The following is a 23,628-nucleotide window of genomic DNA, read 5'->3' as shown; positions in this document are numbered from 1 at the left end:
CTCAGATCCATTGCGCCAAATGCTGCAAACGTTGCCGACGCCGCCAGCGCTGCACGGCGATCAACACCAGCAAACACAGCAACACAGCGGCGTAGGTGCCGTACTCGAGCCAGTGTTGCGCGCTGGGCGTAAGGCTGGGCAAGGTGCGATTAAAGCGATTGCCGGAGCGGATACTCATCAGCCCGCTGTCGTCCAGCGACCACTCCGCCAGGTTGGCCAACAACGGCAGTTGACCGCTGTCATCGGCACCACTGACCGCGCTGGCCAGTTGCAAGGTGGTGTCGGTGGCAAAATCGTTGGAGCCGATCACGATCAACCGCGCCGATTCCGCCGAGCGATTGATTACCGAACCCACCACCGGAGCTTCGCTGTCTGCGTCTTCGTCTGAAACCGGATCATCCAACAGCGGCGACGGCTGCCCGGCAAAGGCCGAGTCAAAGCGGCCACTCAGCGCCAAGACCACCGGCTGGGTTCCGCGCTCTTCGCCCGGTTGGTAATTCACCTGGCCGTTGCTGTCGAGCCGTGGCATCACCTGATCGGGCGAACCGAGCCAGGCTTGCGGCGAACTCTGCGCCAGCGTAGCGGCCGTGACAGAGGAGTCGTCCGAGCTCGGCTGATAACTCAACGCTGACGCCCAAGGCACTGTCAGTCGCGGCAGGCTCGCCGTGACCGGGTGCTCGCTGTTCAGGCCATCGCTGCGGATATCGAGGAAGTAGGGGTAATCCAGCATGCGGAAATCCTGGAAGCTCAAGCCGCCGGCCTGACGTACCACGGGTAATGGGAAGGCGGCGTTCTGCGGATCCATCACCAGATCATCGCTAAGGGTGACACCCTGATCGGCGAGCCAATCACGGATACCAGAACTCATCGGACTGGCATTCAGGCTTTGCCGGGTCAGCTCGATGTTCTGGCTGCCGGTGGTCAACACCACCCGGCCACCGCGCATCAGGTATTGATCGAGCGCGAAGACGGCGTTTTCATCCAGATTTTCCGGCGCCATCACCAACAACAAGTCGATGTTGGCCGGTACCTGGCCACTGTTGAGGTCGACATTGCGCACCGCATAGCTGTCGGCCAGCCATTGACGCAGCGAACTGAACTGGCGCGCCGCTGGCTGCGGTCCCATCGGCGAGTCGACCCGGCTCGGCGCCACCAAACCGATGGTCGCGTTCAGTCCGGCGGCGAAGCGTTTCAGGCCACTGTCCAGGCTGGTGCGCAGCGCCGTATCGGTCAGCTCTGCAGGCAACGGCAGGATGACATTCTGGGTTTCGCTGTGCAGGCGCAAATAGAAATAGAACGGATTGGGGTCGAGCAAACCGGCGACCATCGGCTGCAAGCCGTAGTCCTGAGCAATCTGCTGCGCCAGGCTGCCATCGCCCGCTTGCGGATCCTGAATTTGCCAATCAAAGCGACCATCGGATGCTGCCTGCATCGACTCGGCGGTATCCTCCAGCGTCTGACGGAACTCTGCCAGCGTTGCCGGCAACTGTGCCTCGGGCGAGACATAGGCGGTCAGGGTGACCGGCTGGTCCAGCAGCGCATAGATATCGCCACCGGCACGATATTGTTCCACCACCGCTTTGATCGTCTTGGTCAGATCGTATTCGGGGTTACGCAGTTGCACTTCAATATCGCCCTGGAGTGTCGGCCGGACTTCGATCAGGTCATCGAAACTGAGCACCTTTTCTTCATCGCCATATTGCACGCGAATATCAAAATAAGAGCTGACCACCGACGACTGATAACGATCCGAAACCCGGAAAGGTGTGGCTTCAATACCGTAGCGTTCGTTGATGGTCTGCTCCACCTCAGGGTTGGCAGTGGGATCGACAAACTCGACCTCGACCTGACCATGACCGAGCGCCTGATATTCGCGCATCAGGTCTTTCAGTTGCGGAATCAAGGGCGCCAGCAAAGGATGAGTACGGGCACTGAAATAGCCATGCAGCACCAACGGTTCCTGCAATTGCGCCAGAGTCTGACGGGTCACCGGTGATACCGAATACAACTGCCCGGCCGTGGTATCGGCGCGCAACGCGGTCACCGGTTGCAGCCACAGATTGGCGACCAGCAGGTTAAGCACCACCAGCGTCACCCCCAAACGCCAGCGCTGATGCAAGGGCCGGCGCTGGCTGTTGTCCCAGCGCACCTGTTCCAGGCTGTAAACATTGAAGGCAAGAAAGGCGAGTGTCAGGCTGAGGTAGTAATACAGATCGCGCACATCGAGAATGCCGCGGGTAATCGACTCAAAGCGCGCGCCACTGCCGAACAAAGATAGGGTTTCGGCCGCACCGGCCGGCAACAGCTGAGTGATCATCGGATGGCCAATCAACCAGAAAGCGCCGGCCACAGCGACGGTCACCAACAGGCTGATCAGGGCGTTATCGGTGCGGGCACTGACGGCCAGACCGATCGACAGATAGAGCGCACCAAGCAACAGCGTCGCCAGATAACCCGCCCAAACCGGGCCCCAATCCAGTTCGCCGATCCAGGCCACCATCATCGGAATGGGCAGGGTCAACAGCAGGGCCATCGCCAGCATCGCCCAGGCCGCGAAAAACTTACCCAGGACGAAACTGGCGCTGCGCACCGGCAGCGTCAACACATGCTCCAAGGTGCCACTGCGGCGTTCCTCACTCCAGGAACGCATCGTCAAAGCCGCGGCCAGAAAAATCAGCATCACCGGCATCCAGGCAAACAGCGGCCGGACATCGGCGATATTACGAGCAAAAAAAGCATCGACCCAAAAAACGATAAAGACGGTTACCAGCGCGAAGGCGGCCAGGAATAAATAGGCCAAAGGTGACGAAAAATGAATACTGAGTTCCTTACGCGCAACCTGCAAAGCCGACTTAAGCCACATAAGCGGTCTCCTGTTGCTGGGTTGCTTCGCTGGCGAAGAACAACCGTTCCAGATCCTGGGATTCACTGCGCAGGCCATAAAGATCAACACCGGCCTGCACCAAACGGCGACCCACTTCTGCCGCCAGACGATCGCGGTCAGACGCTTCAGCCAACGCCAGAGACAGGGTGCCGTCACTGCGGCTGTCGATGGATGCAATACCCGAAACGTCGACCAGCAGCCGTCGAGCCGTCTCGCTATCGGCGCAGCGTATTTCCAAACGCTGGCTGGCATTCAGTTGCGCCATGGTGGTATCCAATTGCAGACGTCCCTGCTGCACCATCAACACCCGGTCACAGACGGCCTGAACTTCCTGCATGATGTGCGTCGAGAGAATCACCGTGGCCGATTGACCCAGGCGTTTTATCAACTCGCGCATATGCAGCGTCTGTTCAGGATCAAGACCGTTGGTCGGTTCATCCAGAACCACCAGACGCGGTTCAGTGAGCAGCGCCTGAGCGACACCGACGCGCTGCTTGTAACCGCGCGACAAAGTCTGAATACGGCTGAACAATTTCGGTTCCAGTTGGGTATCGGCGACCACTCGACGCACCGCCTGGCGACGTTCGGCTAACGCCTTTAAACCACGCAAACTGGCGCAGTAATCCAGGTATTCAATCAACGTCATTTCCGGGTAAACCGGCAATTGTTCAGGCAGGTAACCGATGGCGCGGTGCAATGCCAAAGCGTGGGTTTGTAAGTCTTGGCCGTCCCAGAGAATCCGGCCGGAGGAAGGTTCTAATGCGCCGGTTATCAAGCGCATGATGGTGGTTTTTCCGGCCCCGTTATGGCCGAGCAAGCCGATAATCTGGCCGCTATCCACTCGAAAACTGACATCATCAACCGCCATAACATCACCAAAACGGCGGCTGACACTCTGACATTCGAGCATCGCACACTCCTTCAAAGTCCAGTTAGTTGGGGTTGTCGGTCGGGCCAGAGCGGCCCCTGGCACTTGCGGACGCAAGTGCGACAGACGCGGCTTTTTTAAGAAGCGGCCGCCTTAAGTTCAAGCGGCCGAGAGGAGTCTTACCAATCGCCAGCAATCCCTTTGCGGAGCGCTGACATAGAACCCAAAAAGCTCTAACGTTTTTGATCTTTTTAAACGTTTTTTAAAACGATTTATGGCTTACGCATGGTGAGTACCACCTGGCCGACATCGAAGCCGAACTTACTCATATCGGTGACGTTGATCAGGGTGTTGTCGTCGACCTGGTAGAGCCAATCATCCATGGTCACTGCAATGGTGCGACCGCTCGACAGCGGCACCAGCAAACGGTAATTCATGTTCACAGCGTTGCCGGCGTAGTGCATCTCAGCGGTGCCTTTTACATCACCCGCCCGGCCCACAAAGCTGCGTTCACCATCGCGCTCGAAGCGCCACACTCGCGTCTGGCGTTCACCGTCGCTCCACTGGAAAACCTCATCCAGCACGCCGCCATTAGCGTCCCAGCTCGCGTCAATGGTGGCAGTAAAATGCCGACGCACTTCGCCGCTGCGACTGAGCACCACACCCTGGGCTTCGAGCGGGCCGTTAAAGAAAACCAGAGGATCGAAAGTCGGTTCACGGTCGGCGTAATCGGACACCGAAACACCGGCACAGCCGGTCAGCAATAACACCACTAAGGCAGCACAGACGGATCGAAACACAAGGACGCTCCTGAATGGAAAACGGAGCATAAGATACGCGTGGCGATGCCCAACGGATGCCTAACGGATCGTTATTCGTCGAGCCATTCCAGCATGGGCCAGGTCCGGCTGCGATCAAATTGCCGCACCTGACCATCACGCACAAAGCGAATACTGAGGCGGGAGCCATCGTCGTCGAGCAAACGGCCGGCGCCGAAGGTCGGATGACGCAAACGTCGTCCGGGTTCGGCGGCCTGATCGTCGATAACGGGGGCTTGCCAGTGAATGGTCAACGGGCGTTGCTGGGCGTGCAGATAACGCTCGACCACCTGACGGTTCATTGAAGCAGGCAGGCTGACCTCGGTTGCCGATTGCGCCAGTGCCTCGGCTAAAGTTCGACAACCATCCCAGTTCATCTCCGCCAGAAAAGGACTGTCCGGTGTTTCCTGACGATTGAGTGGTGTCAGCAACACCGCTTCGTCACGCGCCCGGGTCAGTGCCACATAAAGCAGGCGTCGTTCGCTGTCTTCCGAGGTCGGTCGGCTTAGATCGCCTTCGGGGTGGTACGGATAAAACCGCGCATTCAATTCCGGAAGCAGCACGCACGGCCATTCACGACCTTTGGCTTTATGAATCGAGGTCAGGATAACGCCGTGCTGACCGGTGGCGCGGCGTTGTTCCTGCAAGGCTCTTAATTGATCACCGGCTTCCGCCGCCGGCCAGCGCTGGGCGGCGATAAAGTCGACAAAGGCGGTCACGGTGGCGATTTGATCGTCCACCTGCTGAGCAGAGAAAGCGTTGTCGCGCAGGGCATTGAGATAGTCGGTACCGATCAGCCAGCCGCTGACCAGTTCGCTGGCGCCAACACGGCCTTCTTCGGCGCGCTGAATCAAGCGGGCGCGTTCCAGCAATTGGTCAGCCTGAAAACTGGCTAAATTGTCGGGCAGCGCATTGCGCAGCTGACGAGCGGTATCGTGCGCGACGTTGGCAAGCCGGCCGAGCAGTTCATCGACCACCACCTTGCGAATTTTCAGGTATGGCTGAGTCAATAAAGTTCGCCACGCCTGACGACGTTGCTCATCGCTGTAGCGACTGAATTCACCACTGGCCAGGTCGAGCAACACCCAGAACGGCGCCAGCTCAAAACGTTCCAGTACAGTGCGATGATTTTCCAGTCGGTACGGCAGGTTCGCCGCCAGCAGTTTCAGTTCCAACCGGGCGCTGTTGGCCCACAGTCGGTTAAGCACGGCGATGTCGGTCAGCGGCCGCGCTTGTTGCCAATGGCGAATGCAATCCAGTGCCACCTGGGCGCTGTCGTCGCTGCGTAGCTGGCGCACTCGGGTGTTGGGCGTGCTGGCGTGGGAGAAACACAGCGTATCGGCGGCGGTGCGATCGGCACCGGCCTGAATCAGGTGGTTGGCCAGCAGCGATAGCTGATGGCCGTAACGAAAGGTCCAGCTCAGTTGATAATCCCGGGGGTTGGTAAACTGCTGCTGGAACGCTTCGGTCAATAAGGCCGGTTCGGAACCGCGAAATTCGTAGATGGTCTGGTCCGGATCGCCGACCACCATGACCTGGCCACGACCGCCATGCAGTATCTCCAACAGCGCCTGCTGGATCGGATTGATGTCCTGGTATTCATCGACCAGGATTTCCTCCATATGGCCGGCAAACCGCTGCGCAACCTCCGGTTGTGCAATCAAACAGCGCACTGGATCGTAGAGTAAATCAGCGAAGGTCAGCCGGCGCTGGTCGGCGCGCCATTGCTCAAATTGCTCGAAAACCTCGATAAAAATGCGACACACCTTGGGCAGGCCACTTTGCTCAAAAACTTGCGCCGGGCTCGCCAGACTGCTTTTCACCAGCTCGAAATAATTCAGCGCCGGCTCGACCCATTTTTTCTTACGGCTGAGGATGTCTTCAGCCTGTTCCTCATCCACCGCCGCAGCGCGCAACAAGCGCCACACTACCGGTTCGATCTGGGCATCGTTGAGCAGATCCCAATTCACCGGCGGCAAGTCACCGTCGTGCACCAGGCGTTGCAGAATGCGATAGCCGAGCGAATGGAAGGTGCGCACCTCAGGCAGACGTTGCTGGGGCTGTTCAGCGGCCAAACGACGCGATACATCCTGTTGCGCTGCCTTGTTGTACATCAGCACCAGCAGGCGGCGCGGATTGACGCCTTCATTCAGGCGACGCGCCAGATAGGCAGTCAGCGTCGAGGTCTTGCCGGAACCGGCCACGGCGACGATGCGAGCATGACCAGACGGATGCGCAATGATGGCGTGCTGTTCGTCGGTGAAGTGCATGGAGGTCCTCGCAGCGGGGCGCACAAGGTACCAGAAGCGCCCGCGGCTGTCTTAGTCACAACTGAGTCACAAGGCTCTGGTCTCAAGCTTGGCGCCCACCGGCCGATGTTCTGGTTTGCAGCCTGGCGGACCCCTGACTAGGCTGAACAGGAGGGTTGGTGTGAACCAACCATAAGGAGCCGATCGATGACGATGTCGAACGAAATGTGGGTCGTGGTGTATCTCGACCAGGAACCCCTGGCCTTTCCGGCTACCCTGATCAAAGAAGTCGTGCCTTGGCAGCCACTCAATCCGGTACCCAGTACGGCTCTGGGTGTGATGGGTTTGGTCGGCTTACGCGGTGAAACGCTGGCGGTGATCGATCTGTTACGGATGACCGGACACGGTCAGTTGGATGAACCGCAATTCATGCTGATTGTCGACTTCCCCGAATCCCGCATGGGCCTGGCGGTCGCGCGGGTCGAAGGTGTGCAGTATTTCAACGCTCAGGACGCCGACACCAATATGGCCGGTGGCTACATTGCCGCAACCGCCGAGCGCGATGGCCGCCTCTATCAATTGATCAATCCAACGGGGCTGGAGCAACTGATTGGTCAGCACACCGATGTCGGCGCCCTGGTGCGCGATTTTTAAGTCGTCTTCCTCAACAACTTGTCACACACCTCCACCCGGTTACGCCCGCCTTCTTTGGCTTCATAGAGGGCGTGATCGGCGCCTTCGGTCAATGTCTCGGGTGCATCGTGCTGTCTTGGCTTGGCAACACAGACACCGGCGCTGATGGTTACCACTGCTGCCGCTTCGGAGAAAGCGTGCGGTAACTGCAAGTCTTCCACTATCTGACGACACTGCTCAGCAACCTGAGCCGGAGCTTCGGTATGCGGCAGGATGATGGCAAATTCCTCACCGCCATAGCGCGCCACCAGATCGAGTGGTCGCTGGGCGATTCTTTGCAGCGCGGCAGCAACGCGACGCAGACACTGATCGCCGGCTGGGTGACCGTATTCATCGTTGTAGTTTTTGAAGTGATCGATGTCGATCATGATCAACGCCACCGAAGTGCCTTCGCGTTGCGCCCGCGCCCATTCCTGCGCCAGGTGCTGATCGAAATGACGGCGGTTGGCAAGGCCAGTAAGAGCGTCGGTTAAAGAGATACGCTCCAACTGGTCGCGGGCGGCCTGCAGTTCAGTATTGCGTTTTAAGGTGGCGATGACATAGCCACTGAGCAGGACAATAAACAACAGACCGCCACCAAACACCAACCAGGGCAGATAGCTGCGTTGCTCCACGGCAAAACTCCGGGCAGGAATGGCTTCGATCAACCACTGTCGACCGCCCACATCAAAAACGTCCGACTCGTAACGCCAAGGCATATGCCAGGCCTTAACATCGGACGGGATATTCTCGAACAGCAGTTCATCCTGGCCACTGGTGCGGTCGATGATGCGTATGCACAGATCTCCCGGGGAAGTCGCGCCGATGGATTGCTGAAACAGTGCGCCGACCCGGAACACCCCATTGAAAAAACCGCGCAACTGAGCGCGTCGTTCTTGTGGTTGCTGTGGTTGACCGTCATAGAGCGCCGAAAACACCAAAAATCCTTGCTGGTTTTCCGGTTCCTGGACCAGTCGAATGCCCGCCGTTGCGACCAGGGCTGCGCTGTCGCGAGCCTCGAGCAGGGCGTTCAAGCGACGCTGTTCACTGGCCAGATCGAAACCCACCGCTGCCTGGTTGGTGGCCAGCGGCTCGATGAAGACCACCGGCACGTACCAGTCACGTTGCGCCACAGCGACGGCGGCGGTACCGGCCCGTTCGAACACTTCAAAGTCGGGAATCCACTGACGGATTTGCTGCTGCATAGACTGCAACTGTGGCTGATGAACCCAGGGCGCCCAGGCAAAAGCCTGTATCGCCGGAGAACGGCGCAACACCCCTTCAGTGACGCGTTCAAACAAGGCCGGATCGATGGTCTCGACCGTCGACAAGGCTTGATTCAGAGCGTACAGAATTTCCAGGTTCAACAGCACTTCGCGCTCAAAGGCCACAGCGTGCTGATCCACCTCAAGCTCGAAGCTTTGCCGGATAGCGGCACTTTCATTGTCGTATAAACGGTGCGCCAAGACGGCCAGGCAACCGATCCCAATAACGGCAAGGTTCAGAACCACCCGGTTGGTACTTACTTTCACTACCGCCACGCCTCCCGGGCAAAACGTTTATTGCATTGCCTGTTAAGCCTAGACCAGGTTGTGACAAATGGGAGCTTTCGCAGCAAAGACTCAGCCAGCAGGCGCCAGACCGAGTGCCGATAGCGGGATGCCAAGCTTCTTCAACGCCAACTGCAGGGTCGAGCGCACCAGACGTGGGTTATCCAGATGCAGCAATCCCGCCACCACCTGTTCGGCCCAGTCGGAATCGACCTGACGCAAGACGGATTTAACGCGCAGCAAGTTGGAACTGCTCATCGACAACTGCCGATAACCCAGCCCAACCAGTATCACCGCCCCCAGCGCATCGCCGGCCAATTCGCCGCACAGGCTCACCGGTACACCGGCGGCGTTGCCGGCGTCGATCACCACTTTCAGTGCCTTGAGCACAGCCGGATGGAGGGCATCATAGATGGCGGCCACGCGCGGATTGTTGCGATCGACCGCGAGCAGATACTGGGTCAGGTCGTTGCTACCCACGGAAATAAAATCGACCTGACTGGCCAGCTCAGCAATCAGATACACCGCCGAGGGTACCTCGACCATCACGCCGACATCCGGCACCCGTACCGCCAAACCTTCTTCGTTCAATTCCATTACGGCGCGATGAATGATCGCCAGCGCCTCTTCAACCTCACTGACGCTGGTCACCATGGGCAGCATTACCTTGAGGTTATTCAAGCCTTCACTGGCACGCAGCATGGCGCGCACCTGAACCATAAACAGCTCGGGGTGATCGAGCATGACGCGAATGCCGCGCCAACCGAGGAAGGGATTGTCTTCAACGATGGGAAAATAGGTCAGGCTTTTGTCGCCGCCAACATCGAGCGTGCGCATGGTGACCGGACGCGGTGCAAAGGCTTCCAACTGAGCGCGATAAATAGCCGCCTGTTCTTCTTCGGAGGGAAACCGCTGGCGCATCATAAAAGGGATTTCGGTGCGGAACAGACCCACACCGTCGGCGCCTCGATCTTGCGAGCGGATGATGTCGGTCTGCAAACCGGTGTTCACCAGCAGGGTGATGGCCAGGCCATCGCGGGTCATGCCCGGTTCATCCTTCAGCGACTCCAGCCCCGCTTCACGCGCCGCTTCTTCACGACACACCGCTTCGAAATGCTGACGTTTTTCATCCGACAGCCGGTAATAGAGGTGGCCGCGATAGCCATCAATCACCAGGTCTTCGCCCTGCAGCGCCTGCCAGGGCAGCTCCTGTACACCCATCACGGTGGGAATATCCAGCGCCCGCGACAGAATGGCGATGTGCGAGTTGGCCGAACCACGGGTACAAACAATGCCGGCGATCTTGGCCCCAGTCAGTTCGCCAAACACCGTCGGTGAAATTTCTTCGCCGATCAGAATGGCGTTTTCCGGGATCGCCTGTATCGGTGTCGATTCCTGCAGATAAGCGAGCACTCGCCGACCCAGATCGCGCATATCGGCGGCACGTTCGCGCAGGTAGGCGTCGTCCATGCTTTCAAAATGGTCAATATAGCCGCGCATCACGCCGGCCAGAGCGCTCTGCGCCCATTCACCCTGGCGGATACGTTCGATCACCGCTTCGCCCAGCGCTGCATCATCGAGGATGTCGACATAGACGTTGAACAGCGCTAACTCTTCCGGACGCAGCTCAACCTGCAATTTATCGCGAGTGGCGCGCAACTCAGCACGCACAGAGCCCAGGGCCTGATGGAACAATGCCACTTCAGTGTCGATGTTTTCGGCCGGCCGGTACCGCACCGCCTTAAGGTCCGCCGTCGGCAGCAAAACATGCCCCTGGCCGATGGCAACACCCTGAGCACCGGGCACGCCCTGGAAGCGCACGTCCTTTTGCTCGTCACCGAGAAGGTTCAGCCCCGACAGCGCTCCGGTGGCCTCGGCATGCGCAATAACGCCTGCTAACTGCGCCGACAGCGTGACCAGGAAGGCTTCTTCTTCATCACCAAAACGACCGGCCTCGGTTTTCTGGATGGTCAGCACACCGAGCAGTTTACGGTGGTGAATGATCGGCACCGCCAGCGTGCCTTTATAAGGCTCTTCGCCCAGGCCGGGTACCAGATGGTAATTGGGGTGGCGGGTGGCGTCGCCCAGATTGATCGGTTCTTCACGCTTGCCCACCAGGCCGATCAGGCCCTGATTCTGGGTCAGCGTCAGCTTGCCGATGGCGTCGGCGCTCAAGCCGTCGGTGGCCATCAACACATAACGTTCAACGTGCGCATCCCACAAAAACACCGAACACACCTGCACATCCATACCAGCGCGAATGCGGCCAACGAGGGTACGCAGGGAGCTTTGCAGATCCCGGGCGCTGTTGACTTCCTCGACCACCTGGCGAAGCAGGTGCAACATGTCAGCCACGAATACGCTGCTCCCGATTGATGCGCGGCGCCAACTCAGCCATCGCCTGGCGATAGACCGAACGCTTGAACGACACCACCTTGGCCAGCGGATACCAGTAGGATACCCATTGCCAACCGTCGAATTCCGGATCGTCACTGCCATTGAGCTGAACGTCTTCATCAGCGCACAGCATGCGCAATAAAAACCACTTCTGTTTTTGGCCGATACAAATAGGCAGGGCGTTATAACGAATCATGCGTTTGGGCAGCCGGTAACGCAGCCAGTCGCGAGTACAGGCGAGCACTTCAACGTCGTCCTCGCCCAAGCCGACTTCTTCACGCAGTTCGCGATAGAGCGCATCAAGCGGCGTTTCCTGAGCGCGAATACCGCCCTGAGGAAATTGCCAGGCATCCTGACCGATACGCCGGGCCCACAGAACCTGGTTCTGGCCGTTAGTCAGAATAATGCCCACATTGGGGCGATAGCCATCGGAATCGATCATCGCCACTGCCGCTTTATCGCAGGGCCGGCACGGGGTGCCGGCCGGTTCACCGGGCCCCTGAGGGGTCTGTGAGGGCAGCACTGAAGCAAAACCCCCATGCAGGCATTGTTCCATAAGCCTTGGCAAACACCAAACAGGTGCGTCTGCGACCGCCAGGCGCTTGTACCGTCTGGTTAGAATCCGTAATCTTAGGAAGCTTCTGCAAGCCGGAGCCTCAAGCGAGCTAATCAGAGGCTCCCGTACCCTCAAGCGCCTGTCTCGGGCGCGTTTTTGTCTAAGGAAGTTGTCTTGACCCTGGCCATTTTTGACCTCGACCAAACCCTGCTCAGCGGCGATTCCGATCACGCCTGGGGCGAATTTCTGGTCGAGTCCGGTCTCGTTGATGCGCACACGGTATTAACCGCCAACGACCAGTTTTTTGCCGACTACCAAGCCGGTCGACTCGATATTCAGGCTTATCTGCTGTTCGTGCTGGAGTTCCTCGCCGACAAGGACCCGGCTGAACTGGCCGAGCTGCATCGGCGTTTTATGGACGCCAAAATCATTCCGATGATTCAGGCCGGTACCGAGGCGCTGCTCAACAAACACCGTGACCTGGGTCACACCCTGATGATCATCACTGCCACCAACCGTTTTGTTACCGGCCCCATCGCCCAATATCTCGGCATTGAACATCTGATCGCCTGCGAAGCCGAGCAGATTGATGGTCGTTATACCGGTCGGCCGGAAGGCGTTCCCAGTTTCCGCGAAGGTAAGGTGACACGGCTTAACGACTGGCTGGAACAGCAGGATGAAACACTCGACGGTGCCTGGTTCTATAGCGATTCGCACAATGACCTGCCGCTGCTGTCCCTGGTCGATCATCCGGTCGCAGTAGACCCGGATGATCGCTTGCAGGCCGAAGCAGAACAACGAGGTTGGTCCATCATCAGTTTGAGGGAAACACATGCCGAATTTTAAGCGTCCCGGCATCCGCCACAGCGCCATCCTGCTCAGCCTGGGACTGATACTCAGCGCCTGTTCGGATCCCGATCCGGAACCGATCGAGCTGGAATCTCTGCTGCCATCAGAAGCAGCACAAGACGAAACCGTCGACACTGGGCCGCGTTTTGCAGCCGCTGCCGATCTGGTGCGTTCAACCGCCCAACGTCAGGGCGCCGCTTTGATGCAAGCTTGCACCGATCTTGATGCCGGCGTGACCGACTTTCTGGCCGAGCCTAACACCGCCAACCGCGATCTGGCGCGTACTGCCTGGCACGATTGCTACGAGCAATGGAATCGTTTCCGCCCGTTCAATCAACGCGCCTTCACCGTGACCGAGCAGGCACAGTTCCGACGCACCCAAAGCCTGATCAACATCCGGCCTTTCCAACCCGGCTATATCGATGGACTGCCGGATTATCCTTACAGCGGCCTGGTGCATGAAAGCGGACTGGATCTGACTTTGGACAACCTGGTTGAGCAACACCAGATGATGGATTCGGAATCACCGTCGCTGGGTTTTCCGGTCGTGGAGACCTTCCTCTGGCGTGAACCTCTGACCGAATCCTGGTTACCGGTCGCCAGCAATGACGCAGCCGTGGTCGAACGTCGTCATCGATATTTGCGCCTGGCGACCGATCATCTGCTGAGCCAACTGCAGAGCGCGACTAACCGTTGGCAGGGTGAGACCGGTTTCGATGTGCTCACCGAAGAAGGCCAGCTGCGCTTAACCTGGCAAAGCCTGCAACGTCTGGCACAGGTAGAACTGCTCAGCTACAGCTTTGCCGACGGTACGCTGGAAGAAAGCAGCTGGCATCACCTCAGCGCCGAAGCCGGCCAGGGCCGACGCCATCTGTTAGCGCGTCTGGACGGCATTCAGGCACTGCTGCAGGAAAATGAGGAAGACGCCGGCTCGCTGGCTTCCTGGCTCGACCGCGCCGATACCGATGTGACCAGCGCCATCATTAACGAGCATCTGGCAGCGGCGCGGACGGCTATTGCGGCCTTGCCGGAAAACTACACCTTTGGCGATATTGACCCTGACACCTGGCAGAGTACGCGTCAGGTGGTGGCGCAGGTGGCGGTCGACTTCAATACGCTGTCGCGTCAATTGGGCCTGGAACTCTTTACCGAATAAAGCGGGAGTCAGCGATTCAGCACGGTTTGCAACAGGTCTGGATCCGACACCGCAACAAACTCGGGGTTGAGCGTATCGGCTTTGCCATACTCCAACGCCGAGCCATCCCACTGCACCAAAGCGCCGCCGGCCGCCTCCAGAATGGCTTGCGGCGCGGCGGTATCCCATTCACTGGTTGGTCCCAGGCGCGGATAGATATCAGCCTGGCCTTCAGCCAGGTGCATGAATTTCAGCGCCGATCCCACCGATTGCGTTTCCACCTGAAAGCCCGCTGCTTCCAGTCGAGGCCGCCACTGACCGCGCCAATCGGTACGACGACTGCCGAGCACACGAACCACCTCACCAGAACGACCGGCGCGCAATGGCTGCGACTGATCAGGCCACCCCATCTGAGGTGTAACTTCAACACCACCCCACCAGGCCCGGCCGGTCACCGGCTGATAGAGCATGCCAAACACCGGCTGGTTGGCATCCATAAAGGCCACGTTGATAACAAATTCCCCGCTGCGATGCAGGAACTCTCGCGTGCCGTCCATCGGATCGACCAGCCAATACTGCTGCCAGTGGCGCCGCTCTTCCCAGGCAACCACGGCTTCTTCAGACAGCACCGGTCGATCAATCACCTTGGGCAAGCCGGCTACCAACGTCTCGCTGGCTGCTATATCGGCGGCAGTCACCGGAGAATCATCGGCTTTGCGGTTGGTCTGCCAGCGGCTGGAATCACCGTACACCCTAAGAATACGATCCCCGGCTTTCTGCATCAGTTGATACAGCGAAGCGATGCGTTTCGGGCCAAATTGAGGATCGAGCGACATAGGGTGTCAGCTTGAGATAAGAGTGAAGCGGCAGTTTAACACGCCACCCCTTGCAGAAGGTGACCGGGACCCGCATCTTGGGCGCTTCATGCATCAACAGCGGAATCGGCATGACCGACAGCACGCCGGTGCGGCTCGACAAATGGCTTTGGGCCGCCCGTTTTTACAAAACGCGCAATCTCGCCAAAGAAGCCATTGAAGGCGGCAAAGTGCACTACAACGGCGCCCGCGCCAAACCCAGCCGCACCGTAGAAACCGGCGCAAGCGTACGCTTGCGTCTAGGCTGGGATGAGATGACGGTGGTGATCGAAGCCGTCAGCGACAAACGTCGTGGCGCGCCCGAGGCCCGCCTGCTGTACAACGAGACCGCCGATTCGATCACCCAGCGCGAACAACGCGCCGCCCAACGCAAAGCCGAACAGGCACACCGACTGGCACCAGACCAGCGACCCAGCAAAAAACAGCGGCGCGATATTCGTCGCCTTAAAGACACTCTCAATACCTGACCGCGGATGACCCCAGTTTCATGAGCAGCCCAGACCAAACACAACGCTTTCTGTTCGACCAATCACAGATTCGCGGCGAAATCACCGGCCTCGGCCAGAGCTACCTGGACGTGCTGGACAAGCACAATTATCCCGAACCGGTGCAACGCCTGCTGGGTGAGTTTATGGCGGCGGTCGCGCTGCTCAGCGACACGCTGAAATTCGAGGGTCGCTTGAGCCTGCAGGTGCGCGGTGCCGGTCAGGTACGCATGCTGATGGCCGAATGCCGCAACCACGAAGCAGTGCGCGCCATCGCCCAATACACCGACGATTTCAGCACCCAGGCACCCTTGCTGGGCCAGGGTCAGATGGCCATCACCATCGAACCGGATCAGGGCAAGCGCTATCAGGGCATTGTGCCGATCGATGACGATGACCAATCGCTCAGCCGCGCTGTGGAAGATTATTTTCGCCAGTCCGAACAGATTCGCACCCGACTGTGGCTGGCCGCCGATGGCCAGCGCGCCGGCGGTGTACTGATTCAGGCGATGCCGGAATCAGCCAGCGAAGGCAGCCTGGAAAACCCGGACACCGACGCCTGGGATCGAGTCACGCATCTGGCCGATACGCTGACCGACGAAGAACTGCTGAAACTCGATAATCAGACCTTACTGCACCGGCTGTTCCACGAAGAGCAGTTGCGTCTGTTTGACGCTCATGAATTGCGTTTTGAATGCACCTGCAGCCGCGAACGCTGCGCCAATGCCATTCTGACGCTGGGTGAGGAAGAAGCCTTGAAAGTGGTTGCAGAAGAAGGCGTACTGCACAGCGATTGCCAGTTCTGCCACCAGCAATACCGCTTTGATCAGCACGACATCACCACGCTCTTTGCTGACTATCGCCAAAACCTGAACTGAGCGTTGCGCTCAGTTCAGGCTCTCAGCGCTTGTCCGTTGAGTTATTGACCCATCAAAGGCCGCCACCAGGCCTCCGTCTGGAGGCTGTCCACTTCCGCCAGCGACATGGCTTCACCGATGCGCGGTGTCACCAGGGTTTCGCCCTGAGCTTCGGCCAGCGTCGCCAATCGCTCCAGTGGATCGAACCAGGCATGCAGCGCCAGATCGAAGGTACTGTTGTGGATCGGGAACAGGCGCTGGGCACCCAGATCGCGATAGGCCTGCAGCGTTTCCTCTGGCGTCATATGCACGCCCGGCCAGGCCGGGTCGTAGGCACCGGTTTCCATCAGCGCCAGATCAAAACCACCAAAGGCAGCGCCAATGGTTTTGAAGCCGGAGAAATAGCCGCTGTCGCCGCTGAAAAAGAGTCGCTGCGACGGCGTCTCTATCACCCACGACATCCACAGGGTGGTATCACGGTCGAAGAGTCCGCGGCCGGAAAAATGCTGCGCCGGCGTGGCAGTGAAAGACAGCCCGCCAACCCGGCTTGACTGCCACCAGCGGTGCTCACGAATACGCGCCGGATCCACGCCCCATTCCACCAGCGTCGCCGCTACACCTTCGGGCACCAGGAATTGCTGCACCTTGTCTTTGAGTAACTTGATGCTGGTTTTATCGAGATGATCGTAGTGGTTGTGCGAAATCAGCACACCGCTGATCGGCGGCAGTTGTTGCGGATCAATCGGTAACTCGTGGAAGCGCTTGGGACCTGCCCACTGCACCGGAGCAGCGCGTTGCGACAACACCGGATCGGTCAACCAAAGCTCGCCGTCCAACCGCAGCAGCAAGGACGAATGCCCCAGACGATAAATCCGGTCTTCACGGCCAGCGAGCAGATCGTCCGCGCTCATCGGCACCACCGGAATCGCCCCCGGCTCGGGTTGTGAGCGATCACTTTTCTCAAAGAAATAGCGTTTGAGAATGCGCCACATCGACGCATTGGGTCGCATCGGGTCGATGTTGGCATAACGACCGTTTGCAGCAGCCGCAGTCGTTTGTGGGGAAGTCAGTTCCTGGGCCATAAAGCCTCCTATCAAGGTGATCGCTGCGACGGCCACTGCCAGCACTAAGATCCGGCGTTTCATAAAACATGCCTCTGAAAAAAGGGGGAAAGCAGAGGCCGTAGCCCGTGGCGCGAACTCAAACTATACGCATCAGTTTACTTTTCGGATTCAAAGAGTAAACCGACGAGTGTAATATTGTGACTTCCAGCCAATGAGACTGAAACTTCATGACCGCGAGAAAGGGCGTCAGCGCACGCAAGCACCAGGCAATACTTGATGCCGCCGCCGAGGAATTTAAGGAATTTGGCTTTCAGGGCGCCAATATGGACCGCGTCGCCCAACGGGCCGAGGTATCCAAGCGCACCGTCTACAACCATTTCGCCAGCAAGGAAAAGCTGTTTGAGAGCATCACCCTGAACGTCTGGCGTCAGGCGCAGGCCGCGACCGAACTCACTTACCATCCCGACCAGTCGATACACAGCCAACTGATGACCCTTGCCGAACAGGAGCTGACGCTGCTGCAATCGGCCGACTATTTGCGACTGACGGCGGTCCTGGTGGCGGAATTTGCCCGCACGCCCAGCCTGGCGGATCAGGCACGGGAATGGATGACGCAGGAAGAGAGCGGCGCACGCCGCTGGATGGGCGCTGCCGTCGCCGCCGGTCGGCTAAACACCACCGATGCCGACCTGGCTACAGCGCATTTCTTTAACCTGATTAAAGGTCAGGCCTTCTGGCCTCAGGTGGTCTGGCACGCGCCCATTCCGACGGATTCAGAACGGGCGCAGATCGCGTCCGAGAGTGTGGCCATTTTTCTCGACCACTTTGGCATCGATCACTGAGACCGTGACATCCGACCTCAGCGGTCAAACAGTGAATCGCCCAGCTGATCGATCATCAGCCTGGCCTTGAGGACGGTAAAATCGCAGGCTTCATCCTGGCCGGCAACCAGATCAGAACGGATAAAACGGTGGCGTTTTTCCGCATCAGACAAGGACTCAATGACGCCACTGACCCGGAACTGCCCGCCTTCGACCAGCGGCGTCGGGGTGATGCGATAACCCTTGTACTCAACGGCTTCGCCCTGAACCTGCTTACCACCAGCCGAAGCGGAACTGCCCAGCCAGTCTTTAATGCGTTTGAACATCTATAAACCCTTCGTTCGGTAAACCGGCCGGGATTGTAACGCCTTTGCCGCGCTGAGGTGTCAAAAATACGCCCAAAGGACCTGAAGCGCCCTGAAATCGATTACAAAACATGCACATAACCCAGCCGAGATGTTACCGACATCTGTGAAGTGTTACCGATTCACACGTCAAGAAGCCGTAAACGAGAATGAAATTGATCAGATATTAACCGACTGAATTTAACTTATTGTTTTTATTGAGTTTTTAAAATCTGGCACAGCACCTGCTCTATACTAGACACAACGATAAAGACGCCCCTCAATAACAACAACAAAGGGGTGAGATAAGAACGATAAGCGCCCATCCAAAAACAAGAACAAGGGCGCTGTTTTTATTTAAGGCCTTCTAAAAACAAAAAAAGGGCCAGCTTAACTTCCTGCCAGACCCTCTCTGTTACACCCATTCCAGCTTTATCCCACTGTTATTTCAGCGCCAGCCAGACAACTCCTGCGTCACGATCTTCTCAAGCATCTCGATGCTCTCATCACTGTCATTCAGACAGGGCAACACCGCGCAGGCTTCGCCACCGGCCTCCAGAAAGGTTTTGCGACCTTCGATGCCAATTTCTTCCAGCGTCTCAATGCAATCCGATACAAAGGCCGGCATCACCACAGCAATGCGCTTGATGCCCTCTGCCGGCAACTGCTGCAACACCTCGGCGGTGTAGGGCTTAAGCCATTCGGTTGGCCCCAGCCGGCTTTGGAAGGTGACGCGCACGCGCTCTTCCGGCCAGCCCAGCGCTTCACGCACCAGACGCGCCGTTTTCTGACAATGACAGTAATAGGGGTCGCCCAGATCGAAATACTTCTGCGGCAAGCCATGAAAGGAAAACAGCAGCACATCCGGTTCCTGATCGAGCTTCGCCAGTTCACTGCGGATGCGCTGAGTCAGCGCCTGAACATGGGCCGGATGATCGTACCAGGGATGTGCCACTCGCAGGGTCGGTTGCCAACGCTTGGCTTTGAGCGCAGCGAAGACGGCATCGGTTACCGAGGCGGTGGTGGTGGCAGAATATTGCGGATAAAGCGGCACGATCAAAATGCGGTCACAGCCGGCGTCCGTTAACGCATCGAGACGTTCGGCAATGGATGGCTTGCCATAACGCATGGCCCAGTCAATCACCACGTCATCGAAGCGTTGCTGCAAGCGTTCAGCCTGACGTCGGGTGTAATAACGCAGCGGTGATTCGTTGTGATCCTGCAGCCAGATTTTGCGATAAGCCTCGGCCGATTTACGCGGCCGGAAAGTGAGGATGGGACCATTGAGTACCGGCCACCACAGCAGCGGATGCAGTTCGATGACTCGCCGATCGGAGAGAAACTCCTTCAGATAACGCCGTACGCTCCAGTAGTCGGTCGCCTCGGGGGTACCCAGATTGACCAATAACACGCCAAGACGACCATAGGCGACGGCAGGGTGTTGCGTTGCATCTTTCATTTACTGCATCCAGAACAAGGCGGTCATCAGCCGCTTGCTGATAAACCACGGAGAATTCAGTGCCGATACCGCATGTCTAAAGCACAATTAATGTCTAAACCAGGGCATCAACATTTTGATAGTTATACGCTAGAACATCATTGATCTTAAATTTGTCAGACCTATCAAAGCCATAAGGTGCTGCTGAGGCTTTCTGGTACTATTCGTTCAAGCCGCCGTCCAGGATCACCGCCGGCGCGAGCGGCGCAATAATAACAAAGACGAGACTGCTATCGTGATGAACCCCTGGTCCATCTTTATGCTGGCCATCGCCTATGTGACGCTGCTGTTCGGCTTGGCGCTCTTCGGCGATCGGCAAAAAGAACGCCGCTGGCCGAACTGGGTGAATGCCACCATCTATGCGTTGTCGCTGGCAGTCTATTGCACCAGTTGGACCTATTACGGTGGCGTCGGTCGCGCCGCCAGCGGTGGTTGGGATTTTCTGCCGATCTACCTGGGACCCATCCTGGTGTTCGTCTTTGGCGGCCCGCTGCTGCACAAGGTGGTGAAGATCGGCAAGCGGCAGAATACCACCTCCATCGCCGACTTTCTGGCATCGCGCTATGGCAAACGCAATGGCATTGCGCTGCTGGTTACCGGCATCTGCACCCTGGCCGGCGTGCCCTATATCGCGCTGCAGTTAAAGGCGGTTTCAACCAGCCTGGAAGTGTTGGTCGACCCGGCCCTGATGGTGCAAAGCGGCATTACCGACACCGCCCTGGTTGTCGCCCTGGCGATGATCGGTTTCGCCACGCTGTTCGGCACGCGTCAGGTCAATGTGTCTGAACATCACCGCGGCATGATGTTCGCCATCGCCTTTGAATCCGTGGTTAAACTGGCCGCACTGATCAGTCTGGCGGCCTTTGTTATTTTCGTTTTCTTCACCGGGCCGAGCGAATTTTCCCAGATTTACCACCAACTGGGTGCCTTTCAGTGGCACGGCATGTCGCTGAATTTTCTGACTCAGGTGATTCTTGCCGCCAGCGCGGTACTGGTGTTGCCACGTCAGTTTCACGTCACAGTGGTGGAGAACACCGACCGCGATCATGTCAACGTCGCGCGCTGGGTGTTCACCGGTTATCTGGTATTGATCAGCCTGGTCATTTTACCGATCACCACCGCTGGCTTGTCGCTGTTTCCGGTGGGCAGCGTCAACGCCGATACCTATGTATTGCTGATTCCGCAGGCCAGTCAGCAAAACTGGCTGTCGGCGCTGATGTTTATCGGTGGCTTCTCGGCGTCGACGGCCATGATCGTCATCACCACGCTGACGCTGTCCACCATGCTCAGCAACGATGTGGTACTGCCGCTGGTCATGCATCGGCGCCTGGCTGAACCCCACGCTCAGGTCGGCCCCATGCTGATTCTGCTGCGCCGTGGCGCCATCGTTGCCGTTATTCTCGCCGCCTGGTTGTATCACCACTCCTTCGGTGGCATTGATGAACTGTCGACCATCGGCCTGCTGGCGTTTTCACTGGTGGTGCAACTGATGCCGGCACTGCTCGGCGGTCTGTACTGGACCAAGGGCAATGCCTGGGGCGCCTACGCCGGCATGAGTATCGGCACGCTGCTGTGGGCCTGGACGCTGATGCTGCCGACGCTGGTGCGTTCGACCATGCTGCCGGAAGCCCTGCTCAGCGATGGTTTGTTTGGCCTGAGCTGGTTGCGCCCGGAAGCCATGTTCGGCTTCGAATTTTCTGACTCCTTAAGCCACGGCGTTTTCTTCAGTCTGATCGCCAACATCACCCTCTATGTCTGGGTCTCGCGGCGTACTCATCCCAGCCTGAACGACCGCATGCAGGCCACCGCCTATGTAAAAATGGACGAACATCTGCATCAGCCGGGTCAGCTTCCCAAAAAGAGCACCATCCGTGTTGCTGATCTGGTGTCGATGCTGGAACGCTTTGCCGGGGTCGGCCGCAGCCGCGAGCTGGTGGAAGACTTCGAGCGTGTTAACCATCTGCAACTGCACGATCAGGAACCGCCGACGCCCGACTTTATCCGCTACGTCGAACGCACCCTGTCCGGGGTGATTGGCGCCAGTTCGGCGCGCGCCTTGATGCATTCAGCGTTGTCGGGTCGGCATCTGAATTTCGAGGACGTGGTCACCTTCTTCGACGAAACCACCCAGGCCATTCAGTTCAACCAGAAGGTGCTCTCGGCGACGCTGGAGAACATCGACCACGGTGTCTCGGTGATTGATCGCGATATGTGCCTGGTCGCCTGGAATCGCAAATATCTGGAAATGTATTCCTACCCCAAAGGCATGATTCGCGTCGGCGTGCCGGTCGCCAGTCTGGTGCGCTACAACGCCGAACGCGGTGAATGCGGCCCGGGCTCGCCCGATGAACACGTGCGCCGGCGCCTGGACCACCTCAAGCAAGGCTCTTCACACCGCTTTATTCGCGTGCGCACCGACGGCTCGGTGATCGAAATGCGTGGTAATCCACTGCCTGGCGGTGGCTTTGTAACCACCTTCAACGACATCACCGAATTTGTCCGGGCTCAGGACGAGTTGGAAGACGCCAAAAACACCCTGGAAATGCGGGTCACCGAGCGTACCGAAGCGCTGCGTGAGGAAATCAAAGAGCGCGAACGCGCCGAAACCGCCTTGCTCGCCGCCAAGAGCGAGGCCGAACTCGCCAACGCCAGTAAGACGCGCTTTCTGGCGCTGGCCAGCCACGACATTCTGCAACCCTTGAATGCCGCCCGGCTCTATGCCGCCTCTTTGAGCGAACAATGGCCCGGGGAAAGCACCTTGCTGAAACTGGACCAGTCGTTGCGCACCACCGAAGAGTTGATGTCGACGCTGCTTGAAATTGCCCGTCTGGATGGCAACGACGAACCCGTCCAACCGGAAGCACTGAGTTTATCGACCCTGTTTGAAAGCATTCGCAATGAATTCACTCCTGTTGCCGAAGAGAAGAACCTGATTCTGCGCGTTCGTCCGAGCAACCTGACGGTACTGTCGGTGCCCAATTCGCTGCGCCGGATACTGCAGAACATGGTCTCCAACGCTATTAAATACACTCGCTCCGGCGGTGTTCTGCTCGGTGCTCGCTTGCGAGGCGACAGTGTCATCATTCAGGTCTGGGATACCGGTCTGGGTATCGATGATCAGGATCTCAAACGCATCTTTCAGGACTTCACCCGCCTCGATCAACACAGCCAGGAAGCCCAGGGTGTCGGTCTGGGCCTGGGTGTGGTGGCGCGGCTCAGCCAGCTGCTGAATCACCCGGTGACGGTACGATCTCGCCCGGGTTTTGGCTCTTGTTTTGAGGTCAGCCTGCCGCGTGGTCAGCTCAATCGAGTAGTACCGCTCATGCCCACCCTGGCGCGCGAACAGGGTGATTTCGGTTTCCGTGTGCTGGTCATCGACAACGAACCACAGAATGTCGATGCGCTGGTCACGTTGCTGGAACGCTGGGGCTGCCAGACCGATTTTGCCAACCGCTCCGAGCAAGCACTGCAATCGCAACTGCCCGATCTGGTCTTGCTCGACTACCATCTGGGCGAGGCTGAAACCGGCCTGAGCCTCTATCCACGCCTGCTCGAACACTGGGGCGAGAAGATTCCGGGCATCCTGATCACCGCCCATCCGGATGAGCAACTGCGTGGTCAGGCCGAAGCCTTGGGACTGGGATTTCTGCGCAAACCGGTCAAGCCAGCGGCGCTGCGGGCACTGCTGCGCGCCCGCGTCGGTTGA

General features: G+C 58.3%; 18 protein-coding genes. 7 read left to right on the top strand and 11 right to left on the bottom strand.

The window, feature by feature from the left end; all coding sequences use genetic code 11:
- Window position 1: 1 nt before the first annotated feature.
- The 4 genes from ACXAE6_RS07135 to ACXAE6_RS07120 all read right to left on the bottom strand — a co-directional run bounded on the left by ACXAE6_RS07135 (window position 2) and on the right by ACXAE6_RS07120 (window position 6,840).
- Window positions 2-2,863 carry a Gldg family protein gene (locus tag ACXAE6_RS07135; protein ID WP_475146179.1) on the bottom strand — a complete coding sequence of 954 codons (2,862 nt, stop codon included), beginning with the start codon at window positions 2,861-2,863 and terminating at the stop codon, window positions 2-4.
- Window positions 2,853-3,794: an ABC transporter ATP-binding protein gene (locus ACXAE6_RS07130; protein WP_475146176.1), complete on the bottom strand. Its 942-nt coding sequence runs from the start codon at window positions 3,792-3,794 to the stop codon at window positions 2,853-2,855. The genes ACXAE6_RS07135 and ACXAE6_RS07130 overlap by 11 nt, the downstream gene beginning before the upstream one ends.
- Window positions 3,795-4,024: 230 nt before the next feature.
- Window positions 4,025-4,552 (bottom strand): DUF3833 domain-containing protein, encoded by a 528-nt coding sequence (locus tag ACXAE6_RS07125; protein ID WP_475146174.1) that lies wholly within the window; start codon window positions 4,550-4,552, stop codon window positions 4,025-4,027.
- 71 nt (window positions 4,553-4,623) lie between these two features.
- Window positions 4,624-6,840 (bottom strand): ATP-dependent helicase, encoded by a 2,217-nt coding sequence (locus ACXAE6_RS07120; protein ID WP_475146172.1) that lies wholly within the window; start codon window positions 6,838-6,840, stop codon window positions 4,624-4,626.
- Window positions 6,841-7,026: 186 nt separating this feature from the next.
- Between ACXAE6_RS07120 and ACXAE6_RS07115 the strand changes: the two genes are divergently transcribed.
- On the top strand, window positions 7,027-7,473 hold the full coding sequence (locus ACXAE6_RS07115) for a chemotaxis protein CheW (protein WP_475146170.1): 447 nt from the start codon (window positions 7,027-7,029) through the stop codon (window positions 7,471-7,473).
- Here ACXAE6_RS07115 and ACXAE6_RS07110 read toward each other — a convergent pair.
- The 3 genes from ACXAE6_RS07110 to ACXAE6_RS07100 all read right to left on the bottom strand — a co-directional run bounded on the left by ACXAE6_RS07110 (window position 7,470) and on the right by ACXAE6_RS07100 (window position 11,880).
- The gene (locus tag ACXAE6_RS07110) at window positions 7,470-9,023 is read right to left on the bottom strand and encodes a CHASE domain-containing protein (RefSeq protein WP_475146168.1); all 1,554 of its coding nucleotides are present in this window, start codon (window positions 9,021-9,023) and stop codon (window positions 7,470-7,472) included. The genes ACXAE6_RS07115 and ACXAE6_RS07110 overlap by 4 nt on opposite strands.
- Before the next feature lie 90 nt (window positions 9,024-9,113).
- Window positions 9,114-11,387: a phosphoenolpyruvate--protein phosphotransferase gene (ptsP, locus tag ACXAE6_RS07105; RefSeq protein ID WP_475151726.1), complete on the bottom strand. Its 2,274-nt coding sequence runs from the start codon at window positions 11,385-11,387 to the stop codon at window positions 9,114-9,116.
- 1 nt (window position 11,388) lies between these two features.
- Window positions 11,389-11,880: an RNA pyrophosphohydrolase gene (locus ACXAE6_RS07100; protein ID WP_475146166.1), complete on the bottom strand. Its 492-nt coding sequence runs from the start codon at window positions 11,878-11,880 to the stop codon at window positions 11,389-11,391.
- A 288-nt stretch (window positions 11,881-12,168) separates the two neighbouring features.
- On the opposite strand from ACXAE6_RS07100, the gene ACXAE6_RS07095 reads away from it, so the two are divergent.
- Both ACXAE6_RS07095 and ACXAE6_RS07090 read left to right on the top strand, forming a co-directional pair.
- On the top strand, window positions 12,169-12,840 hold the full coding sequence (locus tag ACXAE6_RS07095) for a histidinol-phosphatase (RefSeq protein WP_475146163.1): 672 nt from the start codon (window positions 12,169-12,171) through the stop codon (window positions 12,838-12,840).
- On the top strand, window positions 12,827-13,999 hold the full coding sequence (locus ACXAE6_RS07090; protein ID WP_475146161.1) for an imelysin family protein: 1,173 nt from the start codon (window positions 12,827-12,829) through the stop codon (window positions 13,997-13,999). Before ACXAE6_RS07095 ends, ACXAE6_RS07090 begins: the two co-directional genes overlap by 14 nt.
- An 8-nt stretch (window positions 14,000-14,007) precedes the next feature.
- Here the strand turns inward: ACXAE6_RS07090 and ACXAE6_RS07085 are convergent, their stop codons facing one another.
- On the bottom strand, window positions 14,008-14,814 hold the full coding sequence (locus ACXAE6_RS07085; protein WP_475146159.1) for a 3'(2'),5'-bisphosphate nucleotidase CysQ family protein: 807 nt from the start codon (window positions 14,812-14,814) through the stop codon (window positions 14,008-14,010).
- Between the two features lie 110 nt (window positions 14,815-14,924).
- On the opposite strand from ACXAE6_RS07085, the gene hslR reads away from it, so the two are divergent.
- On the top strand, window positions 14,925-15,320 hold the full coding sequence (gene hslR / locus ACXAE6_RS07080) for a ribosome-associated heat shock protein Hsp15 (protein ID WP_475146158.1): 396 nt from the start codon (window positions 14,925-14,927) through the stop codon (window positions 15,318-15,320).
- Between the two features lie 20 nt (window positions 15,321-15,340).
- The gene (hslO, locus tag ACXAE6_RS07075) at window positions 15,341-16,216 is read left to right on the top strand and encodes an Hsp33 family molecular chaperone HslO (protein WP_475146156.1); all 876 of its coding nucleotides are present in this window, start codon (window positions 15,341-15,343) and stop codon (window positions 16,214-16,216) included.
- A gap of 41 nt (window positions 16,217-16,257) precedes the next feature.
- Here the strand turns inward: hslO and ACXAE6_RS07070 are convergent, their stop codons facing one another.
- Window positions 16,258-17,340 (bottom strand): MBL fold metallo-hydrolase, encoded by a 1,083-nt coding sequence (locus tag ACXAE6_RS07070; RefSeq protein ID WP_475146154.1) that lies wholly within the window; start codon window positions 17,338-17,340, stop codon window positions 16,258-16,260.
- Between the two features lie 146 nt (window positions 17,341-17,486).
- Between ACXAE6_RS07070 and ACXAE6_RS07065 the strand changes: the two genes are divergently transcribed.
- Window positions 17,487-18,101 (top strand): TetR/AcrR family transcriptional regulator, encoded by a 615-nt coding sequence (locus tag ACXAE6_RS07065; protein WP_475146152.1) that lies wholly within the window; start codon window positions 17,487-17,489, stop codon window positions 18,099-18,101.
- A gap of 17 nt (window positions 18,102-18,118) precedes the next feature.
- Here ACXAE6_RS07065 and ACXAE6_RS07060 read toward each other — a convergent pair whose 3' ends face one another.
- Both ACXAE6_RS07060 and hemH read right to left on the bottom strand, forming a co-directional pair.
- On the bottom strand, window positions 18,119-18,406 hold the full coding sequence (locus tag ACXAE6_RS07060) for an HlyU family transcriptional regulator (RefSeq protein WP_475146150.1): 288 nt from the start codon (window positions 18,404-18,406) through the stop codon (window positions 18,119-18,121).
- A gap of 466 nt (window positions 18,407-18,872) precedes the next feature.
- The gene (gene hemH, locus ACXAE6_RS07055; protein WP_475146148.1) at window positions 18,873-19,883 is read right to left on the bottom strand and encodes a ferrochelatase; all 1,011 of its coding nucleotides are present in this window, start codon (window positions 19,881-19,883) and stop codon (window positions 18,873-18,875) included.
- 277 nt (window positions 19,884-20,160) lie between these two features.
- Here hemH and ACXAE6_RS07050 point away from each other — a divergent pair, with 277 nt between their 5' ends.
- Window positions 20,161-23,628, top strand: a complete 3,468-nt coding sequence (locus ACXAE6_RS07050) for a PAS domain-containing hybrid sensor histidine kinase/response regulator (protein WP_475151723.1) — start codon at window positions 20,161-20,163, stop codon at window positions 23,626-23,628.

The sequence above is a fragment of the Saccharospirillum sp. ABV4_185 genome (assembly GCF_056159245.1).
The sequence above is the reverse complement of the archived record's forward strand: the minus strand, read 5'-3'. Positions and strand labels throughout refer to the sequence as shown.